At 72.7% G+C, this 24,158-nt stretch carries 20 protein-coding genes and 1 other RNA gene; 5 read left to right on the top strand and 16 right to left on the bottom strand.

Annotation, left to right across the window (positions count from 1 at the left end):
* The first annotated feature begins 15 nt into the window (after positions 1-15).
* The gene (gene murA / locus SM793_RS02225) at positions 16-1,389 is read left to right on the top strand and encodes a UDP-N-acetylglucosamine 1-carboxyvinyltransferase (RefSeq protein ID WP_320436265.1); all 1,374 of its coding nucleotides are present in this window, start codon (positions 16-18) and stop codon (positions 1,387-1,389) included.
* A gap of 96 nt (positions 1,390-1,485) precedes the next feature.
* Here the strand turns inward: murA and SM793_RS02220 are convergent, their stop codons facing one another.
* From SM793_RS02220 to ftsE, 8 genes are all read right to left on the bottom strand, one after another.
* Positions 1,486-1,767, bottom strand: coding sequence for an HU family DNA-binding protein (locus SM793_RS02220; RefSeq protein WP_045938702.1), 282 nt, complete (start codon positions 1,765-1,767; stop codon positions 1,486-1,488).
* Positions 1,768-2,326: 559 nt separating this feature from the next.
* Positions 2,327-3,799 carry an NAD-dependent malic enzyme gene (locus SM793_RS02215; RefSeq protein ID WP_320436264.1) on the bottom strand — a complete coding sequence of 491 codons (1,473 nt, stop codon included), beginning with the start codon at positions 3,797-3,799 and terminating at the stop codon, positions 2,327-2,329.
* A 447-nt stretch (positions 3,800-4,246) separates the two neighbouring features.
* Positions 4,247-6,547, bottom strand: a complete 2,301-nt coding sequence (locus SM793_RS02210; RefSeq protein ID WP_320436263.1) for a HelD family protein — start codon at positions 6,545-6,547, stop codon at positions 4,247-4,249.
* 128 nt (positions 6,548-6,675) lie between these two features.
* Positions 6,676-7,058, bottom strand: a transfer-messenger RNA (tmRNA) gene (gene ssrA, locus SM793_RS02205).
* A gap of 86 nt (positions 7,059-7,144) precedes the next feature.
* A complete protein-coding gene (smpB, locus tag SM793_RS02200; protein ID WP_320436262.1) occupies positions 7,145-7,621 on the bottom strand; it encodes an SsrA-binding protein SmpB in 477 nt (158 codons plus the stop codon).
* A 44-nt stretch (positions 7,622-7,665) separates the two neighbouring features.
* Positions 7,666-8,826, bottom strand: coding sequence for a S41 family peptidase (locus tag SM793_RS02195; protein ID WP_320436260.1), 1,161 nt, complete (start codon positions 8,824-8,826; stop codon positions 7,666-7,668).
* 122 nt (positions 8,827-8,948) lie between these two features.
* A complete protein-coding gene (ftsX, locus tag SM793_RS02190; protein ID WP_320436259.1) occupies positions 8,949-9,860 on the bottom strand; it encodes a permease-like cell division protein FtsX in 912 nt (303 codons plus the stop codon).
* A 76-nt stretch (positions 9,861-9,936) separates the two neighbouring features.
* Positions 9,937-10,626, bottom strand: coding sequence for a cell division ATP-binding protein FtsE (ftsE, locus tag SM793_RS02185; RefSeq protein ID WP_030394280.1), 690 nt, complete (start codon positions 10,624-10,626; stop codon positions 9,937-9,939).
* Between the two features lie 350 nt (positions 10,627-10,976).
* On the opposite strand from ftsE, the gene SM793_RS02180 reads away from it, so the two are divergent.
* Positions 10,977-11,171, top strand: coding sequence for a hypothetical protein (locus tag SM793_RS02180; RefSeq protein WP_045938705.1), 195 nt, complete (start codon positions 10,977-10,979; stop codon positions 11,169-11,171).
* A gap of 73 nt (positions 11,172-11,244) precedes the next feature.
* On the opposite strand, the gene prfB is transcribed toward SM793_RS02180, so the two are convergent.
* From prfB to SM793_RS02165, 3 genes are all read right to left on the bottom strand, one after another.
* On the bottom strand, positions 11,245-12,357 hold the full coding sequence (gene prfB, locus SM793_RS02175; RefSeq protein ID WP_320436258.1) for a peptide chain release factor 2: 1,113 nt from the start codon (positions 12,355-12,357) through the stop codon (positions 11,245-11,247).
* Between the two features lie 103 nt (positions 12,358-12,460).
* Positions 12,461-13,720 carry a serine/threonine-protein kinase gene (locus SM793_RS02170; protein ID WP_320436257.1) on the bottom strand — a complete coding sequence of 420 codons (1,260 nt, stop codon included), beginning with the start codon at positions 13,718-13,720 and terminating at the stop codon, positions 12,461-12,463.
* A gap of 225 nt (positions 13,721-13,945) precedes the next feature.
* Complete coding sequence (locus SM793_RS02165; protein ID WP_320436256.1) at positions 13,946-15,925, bottom strand: serine/threonine-protein kinase; 1,980 nt, start codon at positions 15,923-15,925, stop codon at positions 13,946-13,948.
* A gap of 427 nt (positions 15,926-16,352) precedes the next feature.
* Between SM793_RS02165 and SM793_RS02160 the strand changes: the two genes are divergently transcribed.
* Positions 16,353-19,163 carry an FtsK/SpoIIIE domain-containing protein gene (locus SM793_RS02160; protein WP_320436255.1) on the top strand — a complete coding sequence of 937 codons (2,811 nt, stop codon included), beginning with the start codon at positions 16,353-16,355 and terminating at the stop codon, positions 19,161-19,163.
* A 34-nt stretch (positions 19,164-19,197) separates the two neighbouring features.
* Here the strand turns inward: SM793_RS02160 and SM793_RS02155 are convergent, their stop codons facing one another.
* The 3 genes from SM793_RS02155 to SM793_RS02145 all read right to left on the bottom strand — a co-directional run bounded on the left by SM793_RS02155 (position 19,198) and on the right by SM793_RS02145 (position 20,485).
* Entirely contained in the window at positions 19,198-19,353 is a 156-nt protein-coding gene (locus SM793_RS02155) for a hypothetical protein (RefSeq protein ID WP_320436254.1), read from the bottom strand.
* Between the two features lie 77 nt (positions 19,354-19,430).
* On the bottom strand, positions 19,431-19,652 hold the full coding sequence (locus SM793_RS02150) for a DUF397 domain-containing protein (RefSeq protein ID WP_320436253.1): 222 nt from the start codon (positions 19,650-19,652) through the stop codon (positions 19,431-19,433).
* Positions 19,653-19,669: 17 nt separating this feature from the next.
* Positions 19,670-20,485 (bottom strand): helix-turn-helix transcriptional regulator, encoded by an 816-nt coding sequence (locus SM793_RS02145; RefSeq protein ID WP_320436252.1) that lies wholly within the window; start codon positions 20,483-20,485, stop codon positions 19,670-19,672.
* 270 nt (positions 20,486-20,755) lie between these two features.
* On the opposite strand from SM793_RS02145, the gene SM793_RS02140 reads away from it, so the two are divergent.
* On the top strand, positions 20,756-21,193 hold the full coding sequence (locus SM793_RS02140; protein ID WP_320436251.1) for an ATP-binding protein: 438 nt from the start codon (positions 20,756-20,758) through the stop codon (positions 21,191-21,193).
* Positions 21,194-21,367: 174 nt separating this feature from the next.
* Positions 21,368-22,333 carry a hypothetical protein gene (locus tag SM793_RS02135; protein ID WP_320436250.1) on the top strand — a complete coding sequence of 322 codons (966 nt, stop codon included), beginning with the start codon at positions 21,368-21,370 and terminating at the stop codon, positions 22,331-22,333.
* Here the strand turns inward: SM793_RS02135 and SM793_RS02130 are convergent, their stop codons facing one another.
* Together SM793_RS02130 and SM793_RS02125 are read right to left on the bottom strand one after the other, a co-directional pair.
* Positions 22,334-23,416: a CU044_5270 family protein gene (locus tag SM793_RS02130; RefSeq protein WP_320436249.1), complete on the bottom strand. Its 1,083-nt coding sequence runs from the start codon at positions 23,414-23,416 to the stop codon at positions 22,334-22,336. It lies immediately after the preceding gene.
* Positions 23,413-24,042 (bottom strand): RNA polymerase sigma factor, encoded by a 630-nt coding sequence (locus tag SM793_RS02125; protein WP_320436248.1) that lies wholly within the window; start codon positions 24,040-24,042, stop codon positions 23,413-23,415. Before SM793_RS02125 ends, SM793_RS02130 begins: the two co-directional genes overlap by 4 nt.
* Between the last annotated feature and the right edge of the window lie 116 nt (positions 24,043-24,158).

Here is a 24,158-nt window from a genome sequence, read left to right as displayed (position 1 = left end):
CGGATTGCGAGAACGATGACCGACGACGTCCTGCTGGTCCACGGCGGAAACCCGCTCGAAGGCGAGATCCGCGTCCGCGGTGCGAAGAACCTGGTCCCCAAGGCCATGGTCGCGGCCCTGCTCGGCCAGGGCCCCAGCAGACTGCGCAACGTCCCGGACATCCGCGACGTCAAGGTGGTCCGCGGACTGCTGCAGCTCCACGGCGTGACCGTGCGCGTCGGCGACGAGGACGGCGAGCTGATCCTCGACCCCTCGCACGTGGAGAGCGCCAACGTCGCCGACATCGACGCCCACGCCGGCTCCTCGCGCATCCCGATCCTCTTCTGCGGCCCGCTGCTGCACCGCCTCGGCCACGCCTTCATCCCGGGCCTGGGCGGCTGCGACATCGGCGGCCGTCCGGTCGACTTCCACTTCGAGGTGCTGCGCCAGTTCGGCGCCACCATCGAGAAGCACCCGCAGGGCACCTACCTGGTCGCCCAGCAGCGGCTGCGCGGCACCAGGATCGAGCTGCCCTACCCCTCGGTCGGCGCGACCGAGCAGGTGCTGCTCACCGCCGTCCTCGCCGAGGGCGTCACCGAGCTGCGCAACGCGGCCATCGAGCCGGAGATCGTCGACCTGATCTGCGTGCTGCAGAAGATGGGCGCGATCATCACCCTGGGCACCGACCGCACCATTCTCATCACCGGTGTCGACGAGCTGGGCGGCTACAACCACCGGGCGCTGCCGGACCGGCTGGAGGCCGCCTCCTGGGCGTGCGCGGCGCTGGCCACCAAGGGCGACATCTACGTCCGCGGCGCGCGCCAGCTGGAGATGATGACCTTCCTCAACACCTTCCGGAAGGTCGGCGGCGCCTTCGAGGTGGACGACGAGGGCATCCGCTTCTGGCACTCGGGCGGCGAGCTCAAGGCGATCGCCCTGGAGACCGACGTGCACCCCGGCTTCCAGACCGACTGGCAGCAGCCGCTGGTCGTCGCGCTGACCCAGGCGGCCGGCCTGTCCATCGTCCACGAGACGGTGTACGAGTCCCGGCTGGGCTTCACCGGTGCGCTGAACCAGATGGGCGCGCACATCCAGCTCTACAGCGAGTGCCTGGGCGCGACCCCGTGCCGCTTCGGCGCCCGGAACTTCCAGCACTCCGCGGTGGTCTCCGGCCCGTCCAAGCTGATCGGCTCCGAGCTGGTCATCCCGGACCTGCGCGGCGGCTTCTCGTACCTGATCGCGGCGCTGGCGGCCGAGGGCACCTCGACCGTGCACGGCATCGACCTGATCAACCGCGGCTACGAGAACTTCATGGACAAGCTGCGCGACCTCGGCGCCCACGTCGAGCTGCCGGGCGAGCTGCCCGCGGTGGCGGCCGGCGAGCCGAGCGGCGAGCTCGTCGACGCCTGACCGGAACGTCCGGCGGCCCGCCGGGGCCGCCGGACGACGGCGGAAGGCCGGGTCCCCACGAGGGGGACCCGGCCTTCCGGGCGTTCAAGGGGTCGTTCAGACGCCCTTGGCGGCTTCCTTCAGCTTGGAGCCGGCGCTGACCTTGGCGCTGTAGCCCTCGGGGATCTGGATCGGCTCGCCGGTCTGCGGGTTGCGGGCGGTGCGGGCCGCGCGGTGGGTGCGCTCGAAGGTCAGGAAACCGGGGATGGTGACCTTCTCGTCGCCCTTGGCGACGACCTCGCCGACGATCTCGGCGAAGGCGGCCAGAACGGCGTCGGCGTCCTTGCGGGTCACCTCGGCGCGCTCGGACAGCGCGGCCACCAGCTCACTGCGGTTCATGTGTACTCCTGTGGTCTGTTCGCTTGCGGTGTGCCGGGGCCCGTTGGTACTCCCACCGGGAGGCACCCGGATGGGCCGCGGGGTCCGCACACTGTGCTCATGCAGGCAATGCGTGGTCGCGAGCCGGGTCCGCACCCAGTGCCGCGCGCCGTGCCTTCGAAGGCCCGCCTGCCTGCCCGGATACGAATCCTGCCCCGACCAGCCCCGAGAAAGCCAATCGGGCCCCGGCGGCACGACCCGAACAACGCCCGCCCGCCGGAGGTGTGACGCTCCGTCGGCTCCGGCGGACCGGGCGCGGGCGGCGGTCGGGACGACGCGCCGGAAGACCAGGGGGACGTTCCGTACTTGTCGGACACGCCTGCCCCGTGCAGGGCTACCGTACGCCCTAGGTCCGACAAGCCCAAACACGCCCCTCGCCCTTGTGTCGCAAGGGTTCGGGGCGGGAATGGGCGGGTACGACCGTTAATCGGTCATTTGATCGATCCGCGCCACGGTGCGGGCACCGCCGCGGAGGCCGGAAGCCGGGCCCGGCGCAGGGGCCCGTCGACGGATTCCGAGGTCAGAGCCGCACGGCGGGGAAGGACGCGGTGTCGAGCGTGCCGACGATGCCCGGGGTCGGACGGGACGGCGCGGGGGCCTCCGTGGTGGCGGCCAGGGCCGCGTCCCGGACGGCGGCGGCCACGGTCTTGGCCACGTCCTTGTGGAACACGCTGGGGATGATGTAGTTCGGGTTGCGCTCCTCGTCGCCGACGGTGGCGGCCAGCGCCCGGGCGGCGGCGATCATCATCTCGGTGTTGACGGTGCGGCTCTGCGCGTCCAGCAGGCCGCGGAAGACGCCGGGGAAGACCAGCACGTTGTTGATCTGGTTCGGGAAGTCGCTGCGGCCGGTGGCGACCACCGCGGCGGTCTGCCGGGCCACCGCCGGATCGACCTCCGGGTCCGGGTTCGCCAGCGCGAAGACGATCGCGTCCGCGGCCATGGTGGCCAGGTCCTCGCCGTCCAGCAGGTTCGGGGCCGAGACGCCGATGAAGACGTCGGCGTCCGCCACGGCCTCCCTGAGGGTGCCGGTGCGGCCCGAGCGGTTGGTGTGGTCGGCGATCCAGCGCAGGTTGTCGTTGAGGTCGTCACGGCCCTGGTGGACCACGCCCCGCACGTCCGCCACGGTGGCGTGCTCGACGCCCGCCGCCATCAGCAGCTTGAGGATCGCGGTGCCGGCGGCGCCGGCGCCCGACATCACCACCCGGATCTCGGAGATCTCCTTGCCGACCACCTTGAGCGCGTTCATCAGCGCCGCCAGCACCACGATCGCGGTGCCGTGCTGGTCGTCGTGGAAGACCGGGATGTCGAGGGCCTCGCGCAGCCGGGCCTCGATCTCGAAGCAGCGCGGTGCGGAGATGTCCTCCAGGTTGATGCCGGCGAAGCCGGGGGCGATCGCCTTGACGATGGCGACGATCTCGTCGGTGTCCTGGGTGTCCAGGCAGAGCGGCCAGGCGTCGATCCCGGCGAAGCGCTTGAACAGGGCCGCCTTGCCCTCCATGACCGGCAGCGCGGCGGCCGGGCCGATGTTGCCCAGGCCCAGCACCGCGGAGCCGTCGGTGACCACGGCGACGCTGTTGCGCTTGATGGTGAGGCGGCGGGCGTCCTCGGGGTTCTCGGCGATCGCCATGCAGACCCGGGCGACACCCGGGGTGTAGATCATCGAGAGGTCGTCACGGTTGCGGATCGGCAGCTTCGAGGACATCTCGATCTTGCCGCCGAGGTGCATCAGGAAGGTGCGGTCCGAGACCTTGCCGATCGTGACGCCGTCGATGGTCCGGAGCTTGTCGACGATCTCCTCGCCGTGCACCACCGAGGCGGCGGCCACGGTCACGTCGATCCGTAGCGCCTCCAGGCCCGAGGCCGTGACGTCGAGGCCGGTCACCGAGCCGCCGGAGGACTCCACGGCCGTGGTGATCGCGCTGACGGCGTTGCCCGTGGCCGGGACCTCCAGCCGCACCGTGATCGAGTTGGAGACACTGGGCACCGTCGCCATCGACGTTCCTTCTTCCGTCCGTCCGTCCGCGAGTTCAACAACTTGTTGAAGTCCCTCGCCTGCGCATGCTAGACCTCGATCGTCGCACCTACCAGGGCGTAGTCAGAAATAACGTTCATAGAGTGTGCGGACCCGACAACTTCTTGCCTCCGGCGCCCGATGCGTTACATTGGACGGGACACCGGCTCGATCCAAGCCCCCGGGCCCAACCTTCGTCCCTTCGAGGGACCACTTGCCGCGAGGCGAGCATGGCGGGTCGGTGTCGTAGCTTCTGAAGGCCCCTCACCCGGCGGGTGAGGGGCCTTCGTCGTGCTCCGCCGTGGTGCTCGGCACAAGGGGTCCGGCGCGAGGGTCCGGCACGAGGGTCCGGCGGCCCGGTGACGGCCGGTCCGGGCGGGCCGGCCGTCACACTCCGTCAGGCGCCCGGTCGGCCGGACGGCGGCGCGCTCAGCCGCGCAGCAGCGCGGGCGTCCCGGCCGCGTCGGGCAGGTCGTCCGGCCCGGACAGCACGGTCAGCCGCTGGGTGGCCCGGGTGAGCGCCACGTACAGCACCCGCAGGCCCGCCTCCGACTCGCCGGCGATCCCGGTCGGATCGGCCACCACCGTGGCGTCGTACTCCAGGCCCTTGGCCTCCAGGCTGCCCAGTGTCACCACCCGCTCGCCCAGCCCCTCGGTCCAGCGGGCCGCCTCGGCCCGCCGGTCCATCGGCACCACCAGCGCCACCGTGCCGTCCACCTCGCCCAGCAGCAGCTCCAGCTCGGCCCGGGCCGCCGCGCCGAAGACCTCCGGCGAGGGGTCGGTGACGGCCGCGAACCTCGGCTCGACGCCCACGTGCCGCACCGCGCTCGGCGACGGGGTGCCCGGCGCGGCCAGCGCCAGCACCTTGGCCGCCACCTCGGCGATCTCGGCCGGGTTCCGGTAGTTCACGGTCAGCGTGTAGCGGCGGCGCGGCTTGCCGGACAGCACCTCGTCCAGCGCGGCCTGGGCCTCCTGCGGGAACGGCCAGGAGGACTGCGCCGGGTCGCCGACGATGGTCCAGGTGGCCGTCCGGGCCCGGCGGCCGATCATCCGCCACTGCATCGGGGTGAGGTCCTGCGACTCGTCCACGATCACATGGGCGTACTCGGTGCGCTCGGCCTGCACCCTCTCCCGCTGCCGGGCGTTGCGGTCGGCGAAGGTGGTGACCTCGTCCAGGCCGGTCAGCAGGTCCGCCGCGTCGACCTCGCGGAACTTCGGCCTGGCCGGCTCGCCGAGCAGCAGTTGGAGCTCGTCCACCAGCGCCACGTCGTGCGCCGACAGGTCGCCCTCGCCGTGCTCGGACAGGTGCCGCCAGGAGGCGGCCAGCACCTTCGACTCCTCCGGGGTCACCGCGCCCCGGGCGATCCGGTTGGTGTGCCGGGACTGCTTCAGGGCGCCGAGCACCCGGCGCGGGGTGACCGCGGGCCACCAGGCGTCCAGGAAGGCCAGGAACGGCGCCTCGTCCGAGACGTACTCGTCGAAGGCCTCCTTCTCCTCCTGGCGCCGCTCGCGGGCGTAGTGGTCGGCCGGCCTGGGCAGGTCGCGGACGGCCTCCTGCCAGAGCGCGTCCAGCAGCAGCCGGCGGGCCCGCGGGCGGAGCAGGTTGAGCGGGGTGCCGCCGGAGCCGATGACGTTGCCGCGCACGGTCCTGAGCCGGCCCGCGTCCAGCCTCAGCACCTCGCCACGGGCGACCACCTTGAGCTCCTGCGGGGCGCGCAGCTCCAGGGTCGCCCGGGCGGCCCTGCGCAGCAGCTGGACCATCCGGGCCGAGCCCTTGATCCGGGCCGCCCGCGGGGTGTCGTAGGTGGCGGCCTCGATGCCGTCGACCAGCGAGCCGACGGCGCGGATGGCGACCTGGCCCTCTTCCCCCAGCGAGGGCAGCACGCCCTCGGTGTAGGAGACCAGCAGCGGGGTCGGCGAGACCACCAGGATGCCCCCGGCGTACCGGCGGCGGTCCTGGTAGAGCAGGAAGGCGGCGCGGTGCAGCGCGACGGCGGTCTTGCCGGTGCCGGGGCCGCCGGTGACCAGGGTGGCCCCGGCCGCGGCGGCGCGGATGACCTCGTCCTGCTCCTTCTGGATGGAGGAGACGATGTCGCGCATCGAGTGGCTGCGGGCGCGGCCGAGCGAGGCCATCAGTGCGCCGTCGCCGACCACCGGCAGTTCCTCGCCGTCCAGGGTGGGGGTGAGGTCGGGGCGGAGGAGGTCGTCCTCCACCCCGATCACCTTGCGGCCCTTGGAGCGGATCACCCGGCGCCGCAGGACCCGGCCGGGTTCCAGCGGGGTGGACCGGTAGAACGGCGCGGCGGCGGGCGCCCGCCAGTCGATCACCAGCGGGCCGAACTCGGCGTCCAGGACGCCGAGCCGGCCGATGTGCAGGGTCTCGGCGACGGCCGGGTCGCCGGGGTCGAGCGGGGTGTTCGAGGGGATGCCGTGCTCCTCCGGAGCGTCGGCCTGCTGGAGGTCGACCCGGCCGAACAGGAAGTCCTCGAACTCGTTGTTGAGCCGCTGAAGGTGCGCGCCGGCCCGGTAGACCTGGGCATCGCGCTCGGCGAGCGCGCCCGGAGTACCGACGTGCACCCGCTTGGCGGCGTCCTCGAGGATGTACTCGGCCTCGGCGAGCTTCTCCTCCAGACGGTGGTAGACGTTGTCGAGGTGGCGTTGCTCACCGGCGACCTCGCGCGCGCGCACGGTCTCTTGTTCGGTGGCGGTGGTTTCCGTGTTGCTCTGCATGGCCTCGGTGGTTGCGGCGGATTCCCGCTCCGGGATACGAGCGGACGGACGATCCTACGCCCAGGCCGGGGGAAACGTGAAGGCCGCCCTCCGCAACGCGGTGGACGGCCTTCACTGTCAACATGGGGTGGTGGAGATGCCGGGAATCGAACCCGGGTCCAGTGGAGTTAATTCAGGGCTTCTCCGAGCGCAGTCCGCTGTGATTTTCTCGGCCCTGGCAGTCACACGGACAAGCCGCCAACAGGCCCAGCTGCTGTTTGATTTCCCATCCACCCTCGCAGCCCGGGTGGACGGTTGAGTTCCCTAGATTATGCCAGGGTCCGGGTCGGGAACTCCCCGGTCTGACACCCAAGCGCTATCGGTGCTTAATTAGGCAGCGAGAGCGAACTGCTGGGAATCGCGCTTAGAGTTGGCGATTATTTTTTTGCGACACGTGGTTAACGAGATCATTGCCGCGTTCCTCGGCTCGCTTCCCCTGTTTCAACATCCCCTGTCGAAACCGATCATCCCCATGTTTTTTTGAGAAACAACTCGGACGGTGACCGTCCTTGGTGCTGACGCCATACTACGCGAGGCGACCAGCGGGGGTCCAGCCGATTAACTCTGACGCCGCCGGGCGGCCGCCACGGCGCGCGCCGTCTCGCGGGTGTCCTGCTTCTCACGCAGGGTCTGCCGCTTGTCGTAGAGCTTCTTGCCGACCGCGAGGGCCAGTTCGAGCTTCACCCGGCCGTCCTTGAAGTACAGCGAGAGCGGGACGAGGGTGTGCCCGGCGTCGCGGACCTTCGTCTCGATCTTCTGGATCTCCATCCGGTGCAGCAGCAGCTTGCGCTTGCGCCGGGCGGCGTGGTTGGTCCACGTCCCCTGGGTGTACTCGGGGATGAAGACGTTGTCGATCCACATCTCGTGGTTCTGGACGTAGGCGTACCCGTCGACCAGGTTGGCCCGCCCTTCCCGCAGCGACTTGACCTCGGTCCCGGTGAGCACGAGGCCGCACTCGTAGGTGTCGAGGATGGTGTACTCGTGTCGCGCCTTCTTGTTCTGCGCGATCAGCTTGTGTCCGGTTTCCTTTGCCATAGCGCCGTCATTCTCGCACCTCGGGCCGTCATCCAGCAGCCCCTTTACGCGCGGCTGCCGAGACCGGCGAGCACCCTCAGGGCGAGCGCGTCCGCGTCCTCCGCGGCGCCCGCCGGGACGTCCGGGGCCAGCCCGGCGCCCTCCGGGGAGCGGCCGGCCGGGGTGTAGTAGCGGCCGACGGTGAGTTCCAGCACGGCGCCGTCGGCGAGCCGGCTGGGCTGCTGCACGGTGCCCTTGCCGAAGGTCCTGCTGCCGGCCACCACCGCCCGGCCCCGGTCCTGGAGGGCGCCGGTGAGCAGCTCGGCGGCGCTCATGGTGCCGCCGTCCACCAGCACCACCAGCGGGGTGCGCTGGTCGCCGCCGGGCGGGGCGGTGAGCTCGCGGGTGCCGCCGCGGTCCTGGTAGGAGCCGACCGGGCCGCCGTCCAGGAAGACCCCGGCGGTGCCGACGGCCTCCTCGACCAGCCCGCCGGAGTTGCCGCGCAGATCGAGCACCACCCCGGCGCGCGCGCCGCGCACGGCGGCGCGCACCTGCTCGGCCACGCCGGAGGTGAAGGCCCGGACGGCGATCCGCACCACGCCGCCGGCCAGGTGCTCGACGGTTACCTGCTGGCTGTCCAGCAGCGCCCGGCGCAACCGGACCTCCCGGACCCCGCCCCCGCCCTCGCCCTCGTCCCGCCGGAGCTCCAGCACCACCTCCGAACCCGCCTGCCGCTCGGCGCCCTCGCGTCCGCGCAGCCGGGCGACCACCTCGGTGACCGGCAGCCGGTCGGCCTCGTCCTCGCCGATCCGCAGCAGCCGGTCGCCGACCGCGATCCCGGCGGCGGCCGCCGGACCGGCGGGCAGCACCTGGGAGACCGTGGTGACGCCGTCCTCGCCCCGGCCGACCGACAGGCCCACACCCAGGTACCGGCCGTCCAGGCCCTGGCTGAACTCGGCGTACTCCTGGGCGCTGTAGTACGCGCCCCAGCGGTCCCCCGCGGCGCCGATCAGATGCTCGGCCTGCTGCTCGGAGAGGTCCGCGCCGGCCGGGTCCTGGCCGGCCCCGAGGGGCGCGGCGACGGCCCGGACGGTGTCCGCCGACGGCGGGCGGGCCGCCGCGCCCGGCTCGCCCCAGGCGCCGGTGGCGGCCCCGGCCAGCAGGACCGCGCCGAACACCAGGCTGAGGGTGGCCGCCTGACGGGTCGCACGGAGAGAGACGGACATGGCACCGGAGTCTAGGCGCAGCCCGGAACCGGCAGGGGCGGAACGGACCGCGGCGGAACGCCGACGGCCCCGGACGGCGCAGTGCCGTCCGGGGCCGCCCGGTCGTCCGGAGCGCTGTCCGGTCAGACCTTCAGGTACTTGCGGAGGGTGAAGAAGGCCGCGATGCCGGCCATGCCCATACCCACCACGACCAGCAGCGGTATCACCGCGAGCACCGAGGAGAGGCCGATGAAGTGGATGAACTGCACCCGCTCGGCCAGCCAGTTCTGGACGAAGAAGTGCCCGCCGAGCAGCAGGCCCGAGGCCATCACCGCGCCGAGCAGCGCGGAGAACGCGGCCTCCGCGATGAACGGCATCTGCACATAGAAGTTGGAGGCGCCGACCAGGCGCATGATGCCGGTCTCGCGCCGCCTGCTGAACGCCGACACCCGGACGGTGTTGACGATCAGCAGCAGGGCGACGAAGAGCATCAGCACCATGATCACGAAGGCCGCCGTCTGGAGGCCGTTCAGCAGGCCGAAGAGGTTCTCCAGGATCTTCCGCTGGTCCTCGACCGACTTGACGCCGGGCTTGCCGGCGAAGGCGCTCTGGATGACGTCGTACTTGGTCGGGTCCTTCAGCTTGACCCGCCAGGACTGCGGGATGGCGTCCGGGCCGAGGACGGAGATGAGCGGGTTGTCCGGGTTCATCTCCTTCCAGTGCTTGTACGCCTCGGTGGAGTTCTCGAAGGTCGAGGTCTGGACCACCGAGTCCATCTTGTCCAGCTGGGTCTTGATGTCGGCGACCTGCTGGTCCGTGGCCGCGCCCTTGTCGCACTGCGGCGAGTTCCGGGCGTCGGCCTTGGTGCAGAAGTAGATGCTCACCTCGACCTTGTCGTACCAGTACCCCTTCATCGAGTTGACCTGGTCGCGGACCAGGAGGGAGGCACCGGCGAGGGCGAGGGAGAGCGCGACACTGACGACGACCGCGATGGTCATCGTCAGGTTGCGGCGGAGACCCACACCGATCTCCGACAGGACGAACTGGGCGCGCATGCGTTCAACAACTCCAGGGTCGGTACTGCTGGTCGGAGGAGGCGGGCGGACGGCCCACGGGTTCAGCGCCGAACGGTCAGTGCTGGTACCCGTAGACGCCGCGGGCCTGGTCGCGGACCAGCAGCCCCTTGTCGAGCTCGATGACGCGCTTGCGCATCTGGTCGACGATGGCCTGGTCGTGGGTGGCCATCAGCACCGTGGTGCCGGTGCGGTTGATGCGGTCGAGCAGCTTCATGATGCCGACCGAGTTCTGCGGGTCGAGGTTGCCGGTGGGCTCGTCCGCGATCAGCAGCATCGGGCGGTTCACGAACGCCCGGGCGATCGCGACGCGCTGCTGCTCACCACCGGACAGCTCGCCGGGCATCCGGTCCTCCTTGCCGCCGAGGCCGACCAGGTCGAGCACCTCGGGCACCACCTTGCCGATGGCGCTCTTCGGCTTCCCGATGACCTCCAGCGCGAACGCGACGTTCTGCGCGACCGTCTTGTTCGGCAGCAGCCGGAAGTCCTGGAAGACGGTGCCCAGCTGGCGGCGCATGTGCGGCACCTTCCAGTTGGACAGCTTGCCCAGGTCCTTGCCCAGAACGTGCACCTCGCCGGTGCTGGGCCGCTCCTCGCGCAGGCACAGCCGCAGGAAGGTGGACTTCCCCGAGCCGGACGAGCCGACCAGGAAGACGAACTCGCCCTTCTCGATCTCCAGCGAGACGTTGTCCAGGGCGGGACGATTCTGCTTGGGATAGGTCTTGGAGACGTTGTCGAATCTGATCACGGCTGCATCACGGAGGCCATCCTAGGCGGCGCCAGTCCTCGGTCGGTCCGCCCCCCGGCATGCCCGGCCCGGGGCGGGCGAGGGGAGCGGAACGGCCGCTCCCGGCTTGGGACCATACGCGAAGGCTCGCCCGGCTCGCAGGTTCAGGGCGTGACAGCGGCAGAAAACTGGGAGAGAATGCCCGGTTATGCCCCGAATATTGGGAGCCATCTCACAGCCCGGGGGCCGGAACCGCCGGAACCTGGCAGAGTGGAGGTTGCGGTCGGGCCCGACCGCTCCGCCGCACAGGGCACAAGTAGGAACCAAGGCCCGGTCCGGTGCGTTGGCAGTAGCAGCGAGGAGGAGATCGCATGACCTGCGACCATCTGGTGTGCGCCAACTGCAACGGCCGCGTCAGCGAGGGCCGCTGCCCCGCCTGCCGGGCCACCCGGGCCAGGCTGCAGGAGCAGCAGGGCCCGTTCGCCGCGCTCTCCCCCGCGATGCTGCTGGCCGTACTGGCCGGGCTGCTCGCGGTGGTGCTGCTCGCGCGGCAGGCACTGGCCTGAGGAAGGCACCGGCGGTACACGTACATACGGGAAGGGCCCGACCGGAGTTCCGGTCGGGCCCTTCCCGTGTCGACTACTGCGCGGCGGTCTCGCGCTGCTTGCGCCAGCGGATGCCGGCCTCGATGAAGCCGTCGATGTCGCCGTCCAGCACGGCCTGCGGGTTGCCGGCCTCGAACGCGGTACGGACGTCCTTGACCATCTGGTACGGGTGCAGCACGTAGGAGCGCATCTGGTTGCCCCAGGAGCTGCCGCTGTCCTTGAGCGCGTCCATCGCGGCGCGCTCCTCCTGGCGGCGCCGCTCCAGCAGCTTCGCCTGGAGGACGTTCATCGCGGACGCCTTGTTCTGGATCTGCGAGCGCTCGTTCTGGCAGGAGACCACCACGCCGGTCGGGAGGTGCGTGATGCGCACCGCCGAGTCGGTGGTGTTGACGCCCTGGCCGCCGGGGCCGGAGGCGCGGTAGACGTCGATGCGCAGCTCGCCCTCGTCGATGTCGACGTGGTCGGACTGCTCGACGACCGGCAGGACCTCGACGCCGGCGAAGGAGGTCTGCCGACGGCCCTGGTTGTCGAACGGCGAGATGCGGACCAGGCGGTGGGTGCCCTGCTCGACCGAGAGGGTGCCGTAGGCGTACGGCACCTTCACGCTGAAGGTCGCGGACTTGATGCCGGCCTCCTCCGCGTACGAGGTGTCGTACACCTCGGTGGGGTACCCGTGCCGCTCGGCCCAGCGCAGGTACATGCGCATCAGCTGCTCGGCGAAGTCGGCGGCGTCCACGCCACCGGCCTCGGCGCGGATGTTGATCAGGGCCTCGCGGGCGTCGTACTCGCCGGAGAGGAGGGTGCGGACCTCCAGCTCCTCGACGGCCTTCTGGAGCGAGACGAGCTCGGACTCGGCCTCGGTGCGGGTGTCCGCGTCGTCCTCGGACTCGGCCAGCTCGAACATCACGCCCAGGTCGCCGATGCGGCTGCGCAGCCCCTCGACCCGGCGCAGTTCGCCCTGGAGGAAGGAGAGCCTGCTGGTCACCTTCTGTGCGTTCGCGACGTCGTCCCACAGGGTGGGGGCGGCTGCCTCCTCCTCCAGGACCGCGATGTCGGCCCGGATCTTGTCCAGGTCGAGGACGGCCTCGATCGACCCCATGGTCGTATCGAGGTTCTTGAGCTCTTCGGAAGGATCGACGGCTGCCACGCCCCCAGGGTAATGGTTCCCGGGGTGCACGTGACGACCCCGGGGGCCTTCGAGGCCCGGAACGCGCCGTCGGGACAGCCGCCCGGGGCGCGGACGGCGCCGGTCAGGGAGCCCGCGGAGCCGTCGCGGAGGTGGCCGGGCGCGGGCCGGGACCGGTGTCCGGGACGGTCGCGGCGAACGCGGTCCAGGCCGCCGCGGCCCCGGCCAGCAGCAGGATCGTGGCCAGCAGCACGGCCAGCATCCGGCGGCGGCGCAGCAGCGCCTGGCGGTCGCGGCGGTGGGCCGTGGCCGGCGCCGTGCGCTGGGCACGCGACTCGGCCGCGTAGGAGGCCAGCTCGTGCGCGGAGGGGCGGCGCAGGCTGGTGTGGGTGTCCCGGGTGGAGTCCGGGGCGGCGCCCGGCACCAGCGGGACGGCCGGACCGCGGCGGCGCTTGTGGGTGCCGGGGGCGGCGTCCACCTCGGCGTAGACCGCCTCGCCCGGGGTCAGCTGCTCCTCGGCCGGCGCCCGGCCCTGCTGCGGGACGGCCAGCACCGGCAGTCCGGCCAGGGCGGGCAGTTGCTCGCGCAGCCGGGTCGCCAGCTCGGCGGCGCGCAGCCGCGAGGCCGGGGCCTTGGCCAGGCACTCGGCGATGATCCGCCACAGGCCGTCGGGCAGTCCGGGGATCGGCGGCACCTGCTCGGTGACGTGCCGGCGCAGCACCGCCCCGGTGTGGCCGCCGCCGAAGGGGGTGAAGCCGGCCAGCAGTTCGTAGAGCACGGTGGCGAGGGCGTAGATGTCGACGGCGGCGCGCGGCTCCAGACCCTCGATGATCTCGGGGGCGAGGTAGTCGGGGGTGCCGATGATCCTGGTCGCCCGGGTCCGGCGGGGGGCGTCGACCAGCCGGGCCACCCCGAAGTCGGTCAGCTTGGCGCGCGGGGCGCCGCCGGGCCCCGGGGCGGCGGCCAGGTCGAGCAGGACGTTCTCCGGCTTGACGTCGCGGTGCACGATTCCGGCCGCGTGGGCGGCGGCCAGACCGTCGGCGACGTCCGTGATGATCGAGGCGGCGGCCTGCGGGGGCACCGCGCCGTCGCGCTCCAGCCGGGAGCGGAGGTCGGTGCCCTGGACCAGTTCCATCACCAGGGCGAGGTCGCTGCCGTCCACCACCATGTCGCGCACGCCGACCACCCGGGGGTGGTCGAGGCTGGTCAGCGCGGCTCGTTCCTGGACGAAGCGCCCGACCAGCACCTGGTCGGCGGCCAGGTCCTCGCGGAGCAGCTTGACCGCGACCGGGCCGTCCGGGCCCTCGCCGAGCCAGACCGTCCCGGCCGAGCCCCGGCCGATCACCTGGTGGACGGTGTAGCGGCTGCCGATCTTGCGTGCCAATGCAGCTCCGTGGGCGGCGGGAGCGCCCCGGGAGGGTCCGGTGCGCTCGGTGGGGCGGGACAACAGCGACCAACCTACGCGCCCGGACGCCCTCCGCGGGCCGCCCGGGGCCGCTCGACGGGCGGGAAACCGCAAGAATTCCCGAGAACTGTCGACAAAACGTCAATTCCACCGGCCGGAGCCGGTGGCGGGCCCCGGCGCCGCCCCGCCGTCACCGCGCCACCGTCATTTCTTCGAGTCGAAGATGTCGGTCACCCAGTCCTTCGCACTGGTGAACCAGTCCTGGACGTCGGCCCAGTACTCGGGGAGCGGGGTGAAGTTCCACAGCGCCACCGCGGCCACGGCCAGCACCAGCAGCACCATCAGACAGCCCTTGAGACAGCCCAGGCCCGGGATGTACATCCGGTTGCGGCTGCGCGGGCGCGGCTCGCGGCGCGGCGTCTCGCGGGGCGCCTCGCGCGGCGGCTCGGTGCGGCGCTGCGGGGGCTCCCGGTGCTGCGGCGCGGGCGGCTCGGCCCGGCGCGGCGGAGCGGCAGGAGCCGCGCCCGCCCGGCCCGGGGCCGGCGGCGACGGCGCGGGGGCCGGCGGCGGATGCTGACCGTACGGCCGGCCCTGCTGCGACGGCCGGCCGTAGTCGGCGGGCGGCTGCGGACGGCCACCGCCGGGCGGCTGCCCGCCCGGGCCGGTCCGGTACGGCGGCGGGGCGACCGGCGGGCGCTGGGCGTAGCCGGGCGGGGCCTGGTGCTGCCCGCCGCCCTGGGGCGGCCGGCCCGGCTGCTGGTAGCCCTGCTGGTAGCCCTCCGGCGGGCGGTGGCCCGGCTGCTGGGGGTGGCCGGGCTGCTGCTGGTAGCCCTGGTGGCCCTGCTGCTGGTGACCCTGCTGCTGGCGCCCCTGCCCGGCCTGGAACGGCGGCGGGGCGACCGGCGGGGCCTCGAAGTCCTCGGGCTCGAAGTAGCCGATCTCGGTCTGCTGGTTGCGGTCCCGGGCGGCCCGCAGCTGGGACTGCCACGGGTGCGGCGCGTCCGCCTGCGGCGGGCCGGGCGGGGGCGGCGGCACCGCGGCGGGCGGCATCACCCGGGTGGCGGCCGCGGGGTCGTACGGGGGCGGCTGGGTACCCATCACCCGGGTGGCCGCCGCCGGGTCGTACCCCTGGCCCGGCTGACCGGGGGCGGCCTGGCCGGCCGGGAGCACCTGGGTGCGGTCCTCGGCGCCGAACGACAGCCCGGCCACGCCCGGACCGCCCAGCGGGCCCTGGCCCGCGGCGTCCGCGCTGCCGGGCACCGCGGTCGGCTGCGGATCGGGCACGAGCAGCGCGCCCACGGCCAGCGCCGCGTCCACCGCCGCCGGGGAGGCGTGCACGCCGACCCCCGCCGCGACCACCCGCAGCGCGCGGGAGAGCGAGACCGCGCCGGGCCGCTGCGCCGGGTCCTTGCGCAGGCAGCGCTCGATCACCGTCCAGAGCGGCTCGGGCATGGTGGACGGCCGCTGCGGCTCCTGGGCGAGGTGCGCCTGGAGGATCGCCAGCGGGTTGTCGCCCTGGAACGGCTGGCGTCCGGTGACCAGCTCGTACAGCATGATCCCGGCGCCGTAGACGTCCACCGCGGAGGTCTGCGGGCGGCCCTCGGCGGACTCCGGCGCCACATAGGCGGGGGTGCCGACGAACTCGTGGCTGCGGGTGATGCCCGGGGAGTCGGCGAGCCGGGCGATGCCGAAGTCGGTCAGCATCGGGTGCATCTGCTCGGTGCCCTCGACGACGGCGGTGGCGAGCAGCACATTGGCCGGCTTGAGGTCGCGGTGGACGATGCCGTCGACGTGGCTGGCGGCCAGCGCGTCGGCGACCTGGGCCATCAGCAGGGCGCCCGCGATCGGGCTGAACGGACCGTTCTGGCGCAGGTAGCGGGCCAGGTCGGGGCCGTCGACGAGGTCCATCACCAGGGCCAGCAGCTCGCCCTCGACGACCAGGTCGCGGACCTTGACGATGTTCGGGTGGGTGAGCCGCAGCAGTACCGAGCGCTCGCGCAGGAACCGCATCACGACGTCGGGGTCGGCCGCGAGCTCCTCGCGCAGGATCTTGATCGCCACCTGCTGCCCGGGCGCGGTGCCGGGGACTTCGACGTCGGCGCGGACCCGGCCGCGCCAGACGGTGCCGGTGGCCCCTCGTCCGAGGGTCTCCTCCAGCAGATACTTGCTCCCGACTGGCCGCACCTGTCGCACTCCTCGCCGTGCCGCCCGCGCGGGCGGCTCCTCCGCCGGTGCGGTGAGCCTGCCGGGCCCGTGTTTCCGGCCACTCTAACGGGGCTCGTTGACGTTTTCGGGGCGACCGGCAGGGCGTTCGCCCGGGTTGGGGGACATCCCCTACGGGAAGACCCGCAGGGCCCGCCGGCGGTTCCACCGGGGCCGCCGGGCCTGCCTTCCCGGGCACCGGTTGACCTGACTCTCCGTCGCCAGCAAACATGGCGATCATCGCAAGATCGTCAAATCCGGTACCGTGCGCGGACTGTCCGTGACGGATGGCAGGATGACACTCGCCACTCCTGTGGCCCAACCGGTGTCGCGGCCACCCCCGCCGCCCCGCGGCGGCAACGGGCGGCGGCACAACGGCGTCACACCAGCAGAAGGGATCGCGGGCGAGATGCAGATCCGGCTGACCGTCCTCCGACCGCGCAGCGGCCCGGCAGTCGCCGGCACCGCCATCCCCTACGTGGACGTGCTGGTCACCGCACCCGTGGGCACCGCGCTCGGCTCCCTCGCCGGGGCGCTCGCGGGCGCCGTGGGCGTGCGCGGACCCCGGGCCGCCACCCATGTGCACCTCTACGCCGGGGCGCGCCGGGTGGACGAGCACACCCTGCTCGGCCACCCCCCGCTGCTCGACGGCGCCGTCCTCTCCCTCAACGAGCCGGACCCGACCGCCGACGACCCGGACGACGCCCCCGCCGCCGCCGAACTCCGCGTCGTCGGCGGCCCCGACGCCGGCGGCGTGCACCGGCTGCACGGCCGGGAGATCCGGGTCGGCCGCTCCGGCGAGGCCGACGTCCCGGTCGACGACCCCGACGTCTCGCGGCTGCACCTCGCCCTGCACCTCGCCGAGGACGGCACGGTCACCGTCCGCGACCTCGGCTCCACCAACGGCACCACCGTGGACGGGCGGATCGTCCCGCCGGGACCGCCGGAGGAAGCCGTCCCGCTCGACGGCACCGGCCTGCTGCGGCTCGGCGAGACCACCCTGCGGGTCACCCTCCCGGACACCCGGGACGGCTCCGGGCCGGCGGCCCGCGCCGCGCTCCCCGACGGCCACGGCCACCTCCAGCTCGCCGCCCCCGCCCCGGCCCGGCCCGCCCCGCCGGCCACCGAGCCGCCCAGCGCACCCGAACCGCCCACCGGGCGCGGCCGGGGCCTGCTCTCGCTCCGGCTCGGCCGCTCCGCCGCCGAACCGCCCGAGGAGAGCGCCGAGCGCCACCACGCCGCCGTCCGCACCCGGCAGGCCGCCGCCCAGCGCGAGCGCTGGCCCGACCTCGCCACCCTCCTGCTCAACGCGCTCGGCCGCGGCCCCCGGCTCTGGGAGCGCGGCCCCGGCCACCCCGACGCGCTCACCCTGCGGCTCGGCACCGCCGACCGGCCCGGCGGCCCCGGCACCTCGCCCGGCACCGTGCTCCCCGCCGTCCCGGTCACCCTCGACCTGCAGACCGCCGGCAGCCTCGGCCTCAGCGGCCCGCGCGAGCGGCTGGACGCGCTGACCCGCGCCGTCGTCGCCCAGCTCGCCGCCCTGCACCCGCCGACCGGGCTCAGCCTGGTGGTGGTCGAGGCCGACCCGGCGCGCACCCCGCAGGACCGCGTCGACACCTGGGCCTGGGCCCTGTGGCTGCCCCACCTGCGGCCCGCCGAGGGCCAGGACTGCCGGCTGCTGCTCGGCCTCGACGACGAGCAGGCAACCGCCCGGCTCACCGAGCTCACCACCCGGCTCAGCGGCCCGGTCGGCCTCGGCGGCCACCCCGCCACCGTGGTCGTGGTCGACGGCCGCCCCGCCACCGAGGCCGCCCGGCAGGCCCTCGACCTGCTGCTGCGCCAGGGCCCGGCGGTCGGCATCTTCCCGATCTGCCTCGCCGAGCAGCCCGAGCTGCTGCCCCGCGGCCTCGGCGCCACCGCGCTGATCACCGGCGAGGTCGGCACCCAGCTGTCGCTCGACCGCCCCGGTCCGGTCGCCCGCGGTCGCGAGACCCTGCACGAGATCTCCCTGGACGCCGTCTCCGACGCCTGGGCCGAGCGCCTCGCCCGGGTCCTCGCCCCGCTGCGCGAGGCCACCCCGGCCAACCGGGGGCCGTTGCCGGACGCGCTGCGCCTGCTCGACCTGCTCCAGTTGGACACCGTCACCCCGGCCAAGCTCTCCGCCCGTTGGGACGCCCACGCCGGCGGTATCGGCGCCGCCACCGCCCTGCTCGGCACCACCCGCGACGAACTGTGCGTCCTCGACCTCGCGGACCCCGAACTCACCCTCCCCTCCCCCGACCCGGGCGGCCCGCACCTGCTGATCGGCGGCGCGCGCGGCTCCGGCAAGACCGAGCTGCTGCGCACCCTGATCGCCTCGCTCGCCGTCTCCGAGCGGCCCGAACGCCTCGCCGTCACCGTCGTCGAGGGCCGGGCCACCGAGGACGGACTCGCCGGCTGCACCGAACTCCCGCACGTCACCGGCCTGGTGAACGCCGACGCCGACCCGCGCGCCGCGCTGCTCGCCGCCGAGGCGCTGGAGGACGAACTGGCGATGCGGGAGCGGCTGTTCGACGGCCTGGACTTCGCCTCCTGGCACGCGGCCCGCATCCTCGATGGGGAGGCCGTCCCGGTCCCCGCCACCGTCGGCGCCCCCGCGACGGCGAGCACCCCGCGCATTATCCGGCCGCGCAGCGCCGAGGCCGCCGTCGGCCCTGCGGCGGCCACCGGGCCCTGCCCGGCCCGGCTGGTCGTCGTCGTCGACGACTACGACGCCCTCCTCGCGCCGACGTCCCCGGCCGGGCGGCCGCTCGCCCGGGCCCTGGCCGCCGTCGCCCGCCGCGGCGGACCGCTCGGCATCCACCTCGCGGTGACCACCGGGCACCCGGAGGAGACCACCGGCACCGAGGTCGACGACGCCGCCCTGCTGCGGATCGCGCTGCGGACCGACGACCCGGCCGACTCCGATCTGCTGATCCACCTCGGCGACGCCGCGGCCCTGCCGGATACGACTCCGGGCCGCGGCTACCTGCGGCTGCCGGACGGCGGCGTCACCGCGTTCCAGACCGCCCGCATCAGCGGCCGCATCCCGCGCACGGCGACCCTGCGGCCCACCGTGGTCGCCATAGACCCGCTCCAGTTGGGCGCCCCACCGGCCCGGCGGCCCGTCCGCGAGCTGGGCAACGGCCCCACCGACCTCGCCCTCCTCGCCAGCGCCCTGCAGCGGGCCGCGGCGCGCTGACCCTGGACGAAGTCGAAGGAGGTCGGCCCGCGTCCTAGGACACGGGCCGACCAGGAACGTCCACCAGGTCACGCTCCTCGAACCGGCCCTCAGCAGCGGCCCTCCGCGACGCAAGCAGACGCCGAGCGTTCACCGACGAGTTCAGCAGGTACTCCGTCTCGTCGGGCTCGATGACGTCCTCAGCGGCCATCCGAACTCCTTTACCCAGGACCCCATTCCTCTTCGGCGGGCCCACGTCCGAGGACGCGGGCCCGCCGAAAGGCATGTTCAGCCGCCGATGCCGAACTCCCCCGCGCGCACACCGGCGACGAAGGCCGCCCACGCCTCAGAGGTGAACAGAAGAGAGGGGCCCGACGGATCCTTCGAGTCACGCACGGGCAGCACCCCGGGAACCCCGTCAGCCACCTCGATGCAGTCCCCGGTCTCCCCACTGAACGTGCTCTTCCTCCAGTTCACGCGACTGAGATCGGGAACAGACACCTTCAGCACCTCCGCTTGATACCGCGCTACAACTCTCCTTCGACCCGGGCCAGTAGGTCGAGGCTCTCGGAGACGCTCAACGCACTCGACCGCAGCGAGTCGAACGTGAGCGTATAGGCAGACGTCTCCTCCTGCGCCTCCAGATAGAGCATGCCTGCCCGATGCTCCAGGCACACAACATCGGAGAAGGCCGAAGTCGGGAAGCTGAAGAGCACGAACGAGCCCATGATTCCCGCGTGGGCACCCGCGCTGAACGGAAGCACCTGCAACTCGATGTTCGGGCGGTCACTCACCTGCCTCAGGTGGTTCAACTGCGAGCGCATGACCTCCACTCCGCCCACTTGCCCACGAAGTGCGGCCTCCCCCAGGATCACGCTGAGCCTGGACGACTCAGCGTGATCCAGAAACCTCTGCCGTTGCAGGCGCACCGCCACAAGCTCGTCGATCCGCTGCGGTGGGATGTCGAAAGGTGAGGCCTGGTAGATCGCTCTCGCATAGTCCGCCGTCTGCAACAGGCCCGCCACCATCATCGGCTGGAACGAGCGGATGTGGCTGGCGCTCTCCTCGTAGTCGATGTAGTCGACATACGAGGGCGGGGAGATGTCGAACTGCTGCGCCCAACCTCGCTCCGCACTCTTCCGGTTGAGCGCGACGACCTCCTCCACGTACACCGGGTCGTCCACACCGTAGAACATCAGCAGATCACGCAACTCGCTGCTGGAGATCGGCAGCCAGGCATTCTCCATACGGCTGATCTTCGAACGATGGCAGTCGATCCGCTTCGCCGCCTCGTCGGGCGTTCTGTCGGCCGCTTCCCGATGACGGATGAGCAGGCTCGCCACGCGACGGCGTCGAACTGACGGGCGGGACTGGGACAAGTGATCAACTCCCCGACTCCACAAGTGGACTGGCCCCAGAGTACCCATTTACCAAGATCGGAAATTGTTCTTCAAAGAACAGTTGCGAAAATTCCGACTCCGGGCGCATGCTACCCAATGTGCCTCACTCATCCACGCTGAGTGATGACCGCTCGGGCATTCCTGTGCCCATCACCTTCCACCGGGCTGCCAGTTCGCCCGGACACCCCCCAACCCACCGGAGGTGGCTCCCCCATGCCCGGAACCGACAGGCCCACCGACCCGAATTCCGCGCGCAACGCCTGGTTCCCCCGCTCCCGCAGATCGCCGCAGCTCGCGCGGCGGATGCTGCGCGAGCTGCTCGACACCGTGCCGGGCGGCCAGGACTTCCTGGAGGTCGGCGAGTTGCTCACCTCGGAGCTGGTCGGCAATGCCGTGCTGCACTCGGGGATGCCCGGGCGGCTGATCCGGGTCTTCTTCGACGTCGACGACACCCGCCTCCGCATCGAGGTGCACGACGCGAGCGAACACCCACCTCTCCCCCGCCAGCCGGCCGCGACCGACGGGTGCGGGCGCGGCCTGCTCCTCGTCGAGGCCCTCGCCCTCAAGTGGGGACACTCCGCCCGCACCGAGGGGCCGGGCAAGGTCGTCTGGTGCGAGTGCGGGCCCTACCCGATCGGGGCTGCCACATGACCCCGATACCCAAGGGTGGGGCCGAGGAAGGACCCTCGGCCCCACCCTTCGCAATCCCGAACACTTCGCACGCTCCGTGGCGGATATGCTACGTTCCGCATTATCAACAGAACATAGAAGACCCCGGCGGTGGTGGAACACCCCGGGGTCCGGCACCAGGAGCGACAACTCCAGATGCAGATTCATCGTAGCGCCCACGCGCGCTCATTCACCGTGCTTCCCAACGGCCTGTTGCAGGACCGGCGGCTCAGCTACACCGCCCGCGGACTCCTCGCCGACCTCCTCTCGCGCCCCGACGGGTGGCGCGAGGACGGCCGACACATGGCGGACACCAGCCCGCAGGGGCGCGGCGCCGTCCGACGGGCGCTCAAGGAACTCACCGATGCCGGGTACTACCGGGTCGTCCGCGTCCGGCGCCCGGACGGGACGATCCGCTCCGAGGCCCACGTCTACGACCTCCCCCAGCGACCGGGTGTCCCCCACCCGGTCGCCGGTGAACGGGAGTCCGGGCGCGCTGTCACCCCTCCCGTAAAGGACCTGGAAGAAGTACCCACCCTCCCCGAGGTCGACGAGCAGACCCGCGCAGCCGTGGCCACGCTGTTCCGCGCCCTCCGACCCGAACCGCGCCTGCGCCTCGGGCTCGCCGAGGCGCAGGCGCTCGCACCTCTCGTCGGCCAGTGGCTCGAACACGGCAGTACCGCTACCGACCTGGCCCACGCCCTGCTGCCCGGCCTGCCCACCCAGCTGCACTCGCCCGTCGCGCTTCTCCGCGACCGGCTCCGGCGCAAACTCCCGCCCCCGCGCGCCGGGGCCGCGCCTGCCACGTACTCCGAGTGCCCCCTCTGCCACGACCCGGTCCGCCGCCCCGGGCCCTGCCGCTCCTGCTCAGAAACCGTCCCGAGAGCCCCGGTCACCGCCGACTCCACCGCCACCGGCGCCGCCCTCGCCCGCGCCGCCCTCCACCGAGGAGGACAGCTCTGCCACGGCGCCCCCTTGACGGGCCATTTGCCCTCGGCGAGGGTGAAAACGGCAGGAGGGGGCGACGGAGCCGGACTTCATCGGCCCCGCGACGGCAGCACTGCCCCGAAACGGCCGTGGGGCCCGCTTGCACCGGGCCCCACGGCTTTCATCGTGCTGTGATCAGGCGTTCTGCTGCGCGGACTCCTCGCCCGGCTTGTCGGTGATGGTGCGGCCCAGCACCGCCGAGTGGCCGATCACCGTGCCCGGCTTGCCGAAGTCGCTCTCGGCGACGACGACCTCGCGCTCGCCGAGGAATTCGTGGGTCTTCGGCTCGAAGATCCACTCGGTGCGGACGCCGCTGTCCACGTGCGCCACGGCGACACCGTGGCGGCCCGAGGCGTCCGCCGAGTCCTCGACCGCGGTGACGCCGGGGATCTTGGCGGCGGCGCGGTAGAGGGCGGCGCTGACGGCCGGCGGGGCGATCTGCTCGCGCAGCAGGTCCCCGATGGTCGCGAACGCCTCCTGGTCAGGGGTGCGGCCCTGGCCCTTGGTCTCGGCGTAGATCTTCTTCAGCAGCGCGTCCGGGTCGGTCGGCAGTCCGGCCAGGTAGTTGTAGGTGGGCGCGCCGATGCTCGGCTTCTTGGTCGGGTCGATCCACATGCCGCCGTCGGTGCGCGGCGCGGGGCGCTTGTCCCCTTCCTTCGCGGCGGCCTCGCCCTTGCCGAACTTGCCCTCCTCCTTCAGGACGCCCCACTGGCTGCCGTCCACCGACAGCCAGATCTGACGGCGGTGCGCCTTGTCGACGTGCGTCTCACCGTCCGCGCTCATGCCCACGAAGGACACCAGGCTGTCCACGTAGACGAACTGGTTCTTGCCGGGCTTCGGGTCGGGCTTGCCGGCCGCGGTGTCGGCGGCCTGGGTCAGCAGCTGGACGGCGGCGACCGGGGCGACGTTCAGCGTGGTGCTGCCGCTCTCGGCCGACTGCCCGCCCTGGACCTGCTGCCCGTTCTGCTGCTGGGCCAGCGGGGCCTTGGAGGCCGCGCCGTCACCGCCCCCCGGCAGGACCATCGCCAGGGCCAGACCGCCGGCCAGGGCCGGAATCGCCACCCACCCGAGCTTCCCCCGCCGGACCCGCGCGGGCTTCGTGTCCCGGATCTCACTCATCAGATGTCCCCTCAACAGCCGGTGGCGGTCTGAGGAGAGTTCGGGCCGCGCCGGCGCCGGCAGCAGCCGGGCCAGCTCGGCACGCTCGTGCTCGTTCATCGGTTCGTCTCCCGTGTCGACCGGGCCGCATCGGTGCGGCCAACCCGTACCTGTCCGACCCCGGTGCGGAGTTCCCGCCCGTTTCTCAATTCCTCCTCGGCCAGCGCCCGGAGCTTGGTGCGGGCGCGCGAGAGCCGCGAACGCACCGTTCCGACCGGCACCCCGAGCGCCTCGGCGGCACTGGCGTAGTCGAGCCCGGCCCAGACGCAGAGGCCGAACACCTCCCGCTCCGCCTTCCGCAGCCGCTCCAGCGCCCGCCGCGCGGCGGCCAGCTGGACGCTGTCGTCCAGCCGCCCGACGAGTTCGTCGGCGAAGTCAGGCACCACGTCCCTGGGTGGCAGCCGCTCCATCGCGGCGCGGTGCCGCCGGGCCGCCCGGGTCGTGTTCCGCAGCACGTTGGCGGCGACCCCGAACAGCCAGGGGCGGACCGGCTCGTCGCTCTCGCGCAGCTTGTGGCGCAGCCGCCACGCCTCCAGGAAGGTCAGTTGGACGATGTCCTCCGCGACCGCCCAGTCCCCCGAGACCCGCACCGCGTACCGGTACAGGTCGTCTGCCGCCTGATCGAACAGCTCCCCGAACGCCCATTGGTCCCCGTTCCGTATCCGTCCCCGCTGTGACAGCTCCACACCTCCACCTGTCCGCAGCACCGTCCTGAGTTCCCACCGGCGGCACAACACGGCGGGCCCCCCTCCGAGGCCCCGGGCCCCCCCGACGGTCCCGCTCTGCCTCCGCGCCACGCCAC

It is taken from the genome of Kitasatospora purpeofusca (assembly GCF_034043715.1).
GTDB lineage: Bacteria > Actinomycetota > Actinomycetes > Streptomycetales > Streptomycetaceae > Kitasatospora > Kitasatospora purpeofusca_A.
This window is presented reverse-complemented; position numbering and strand designations above follow the sequence as displayed.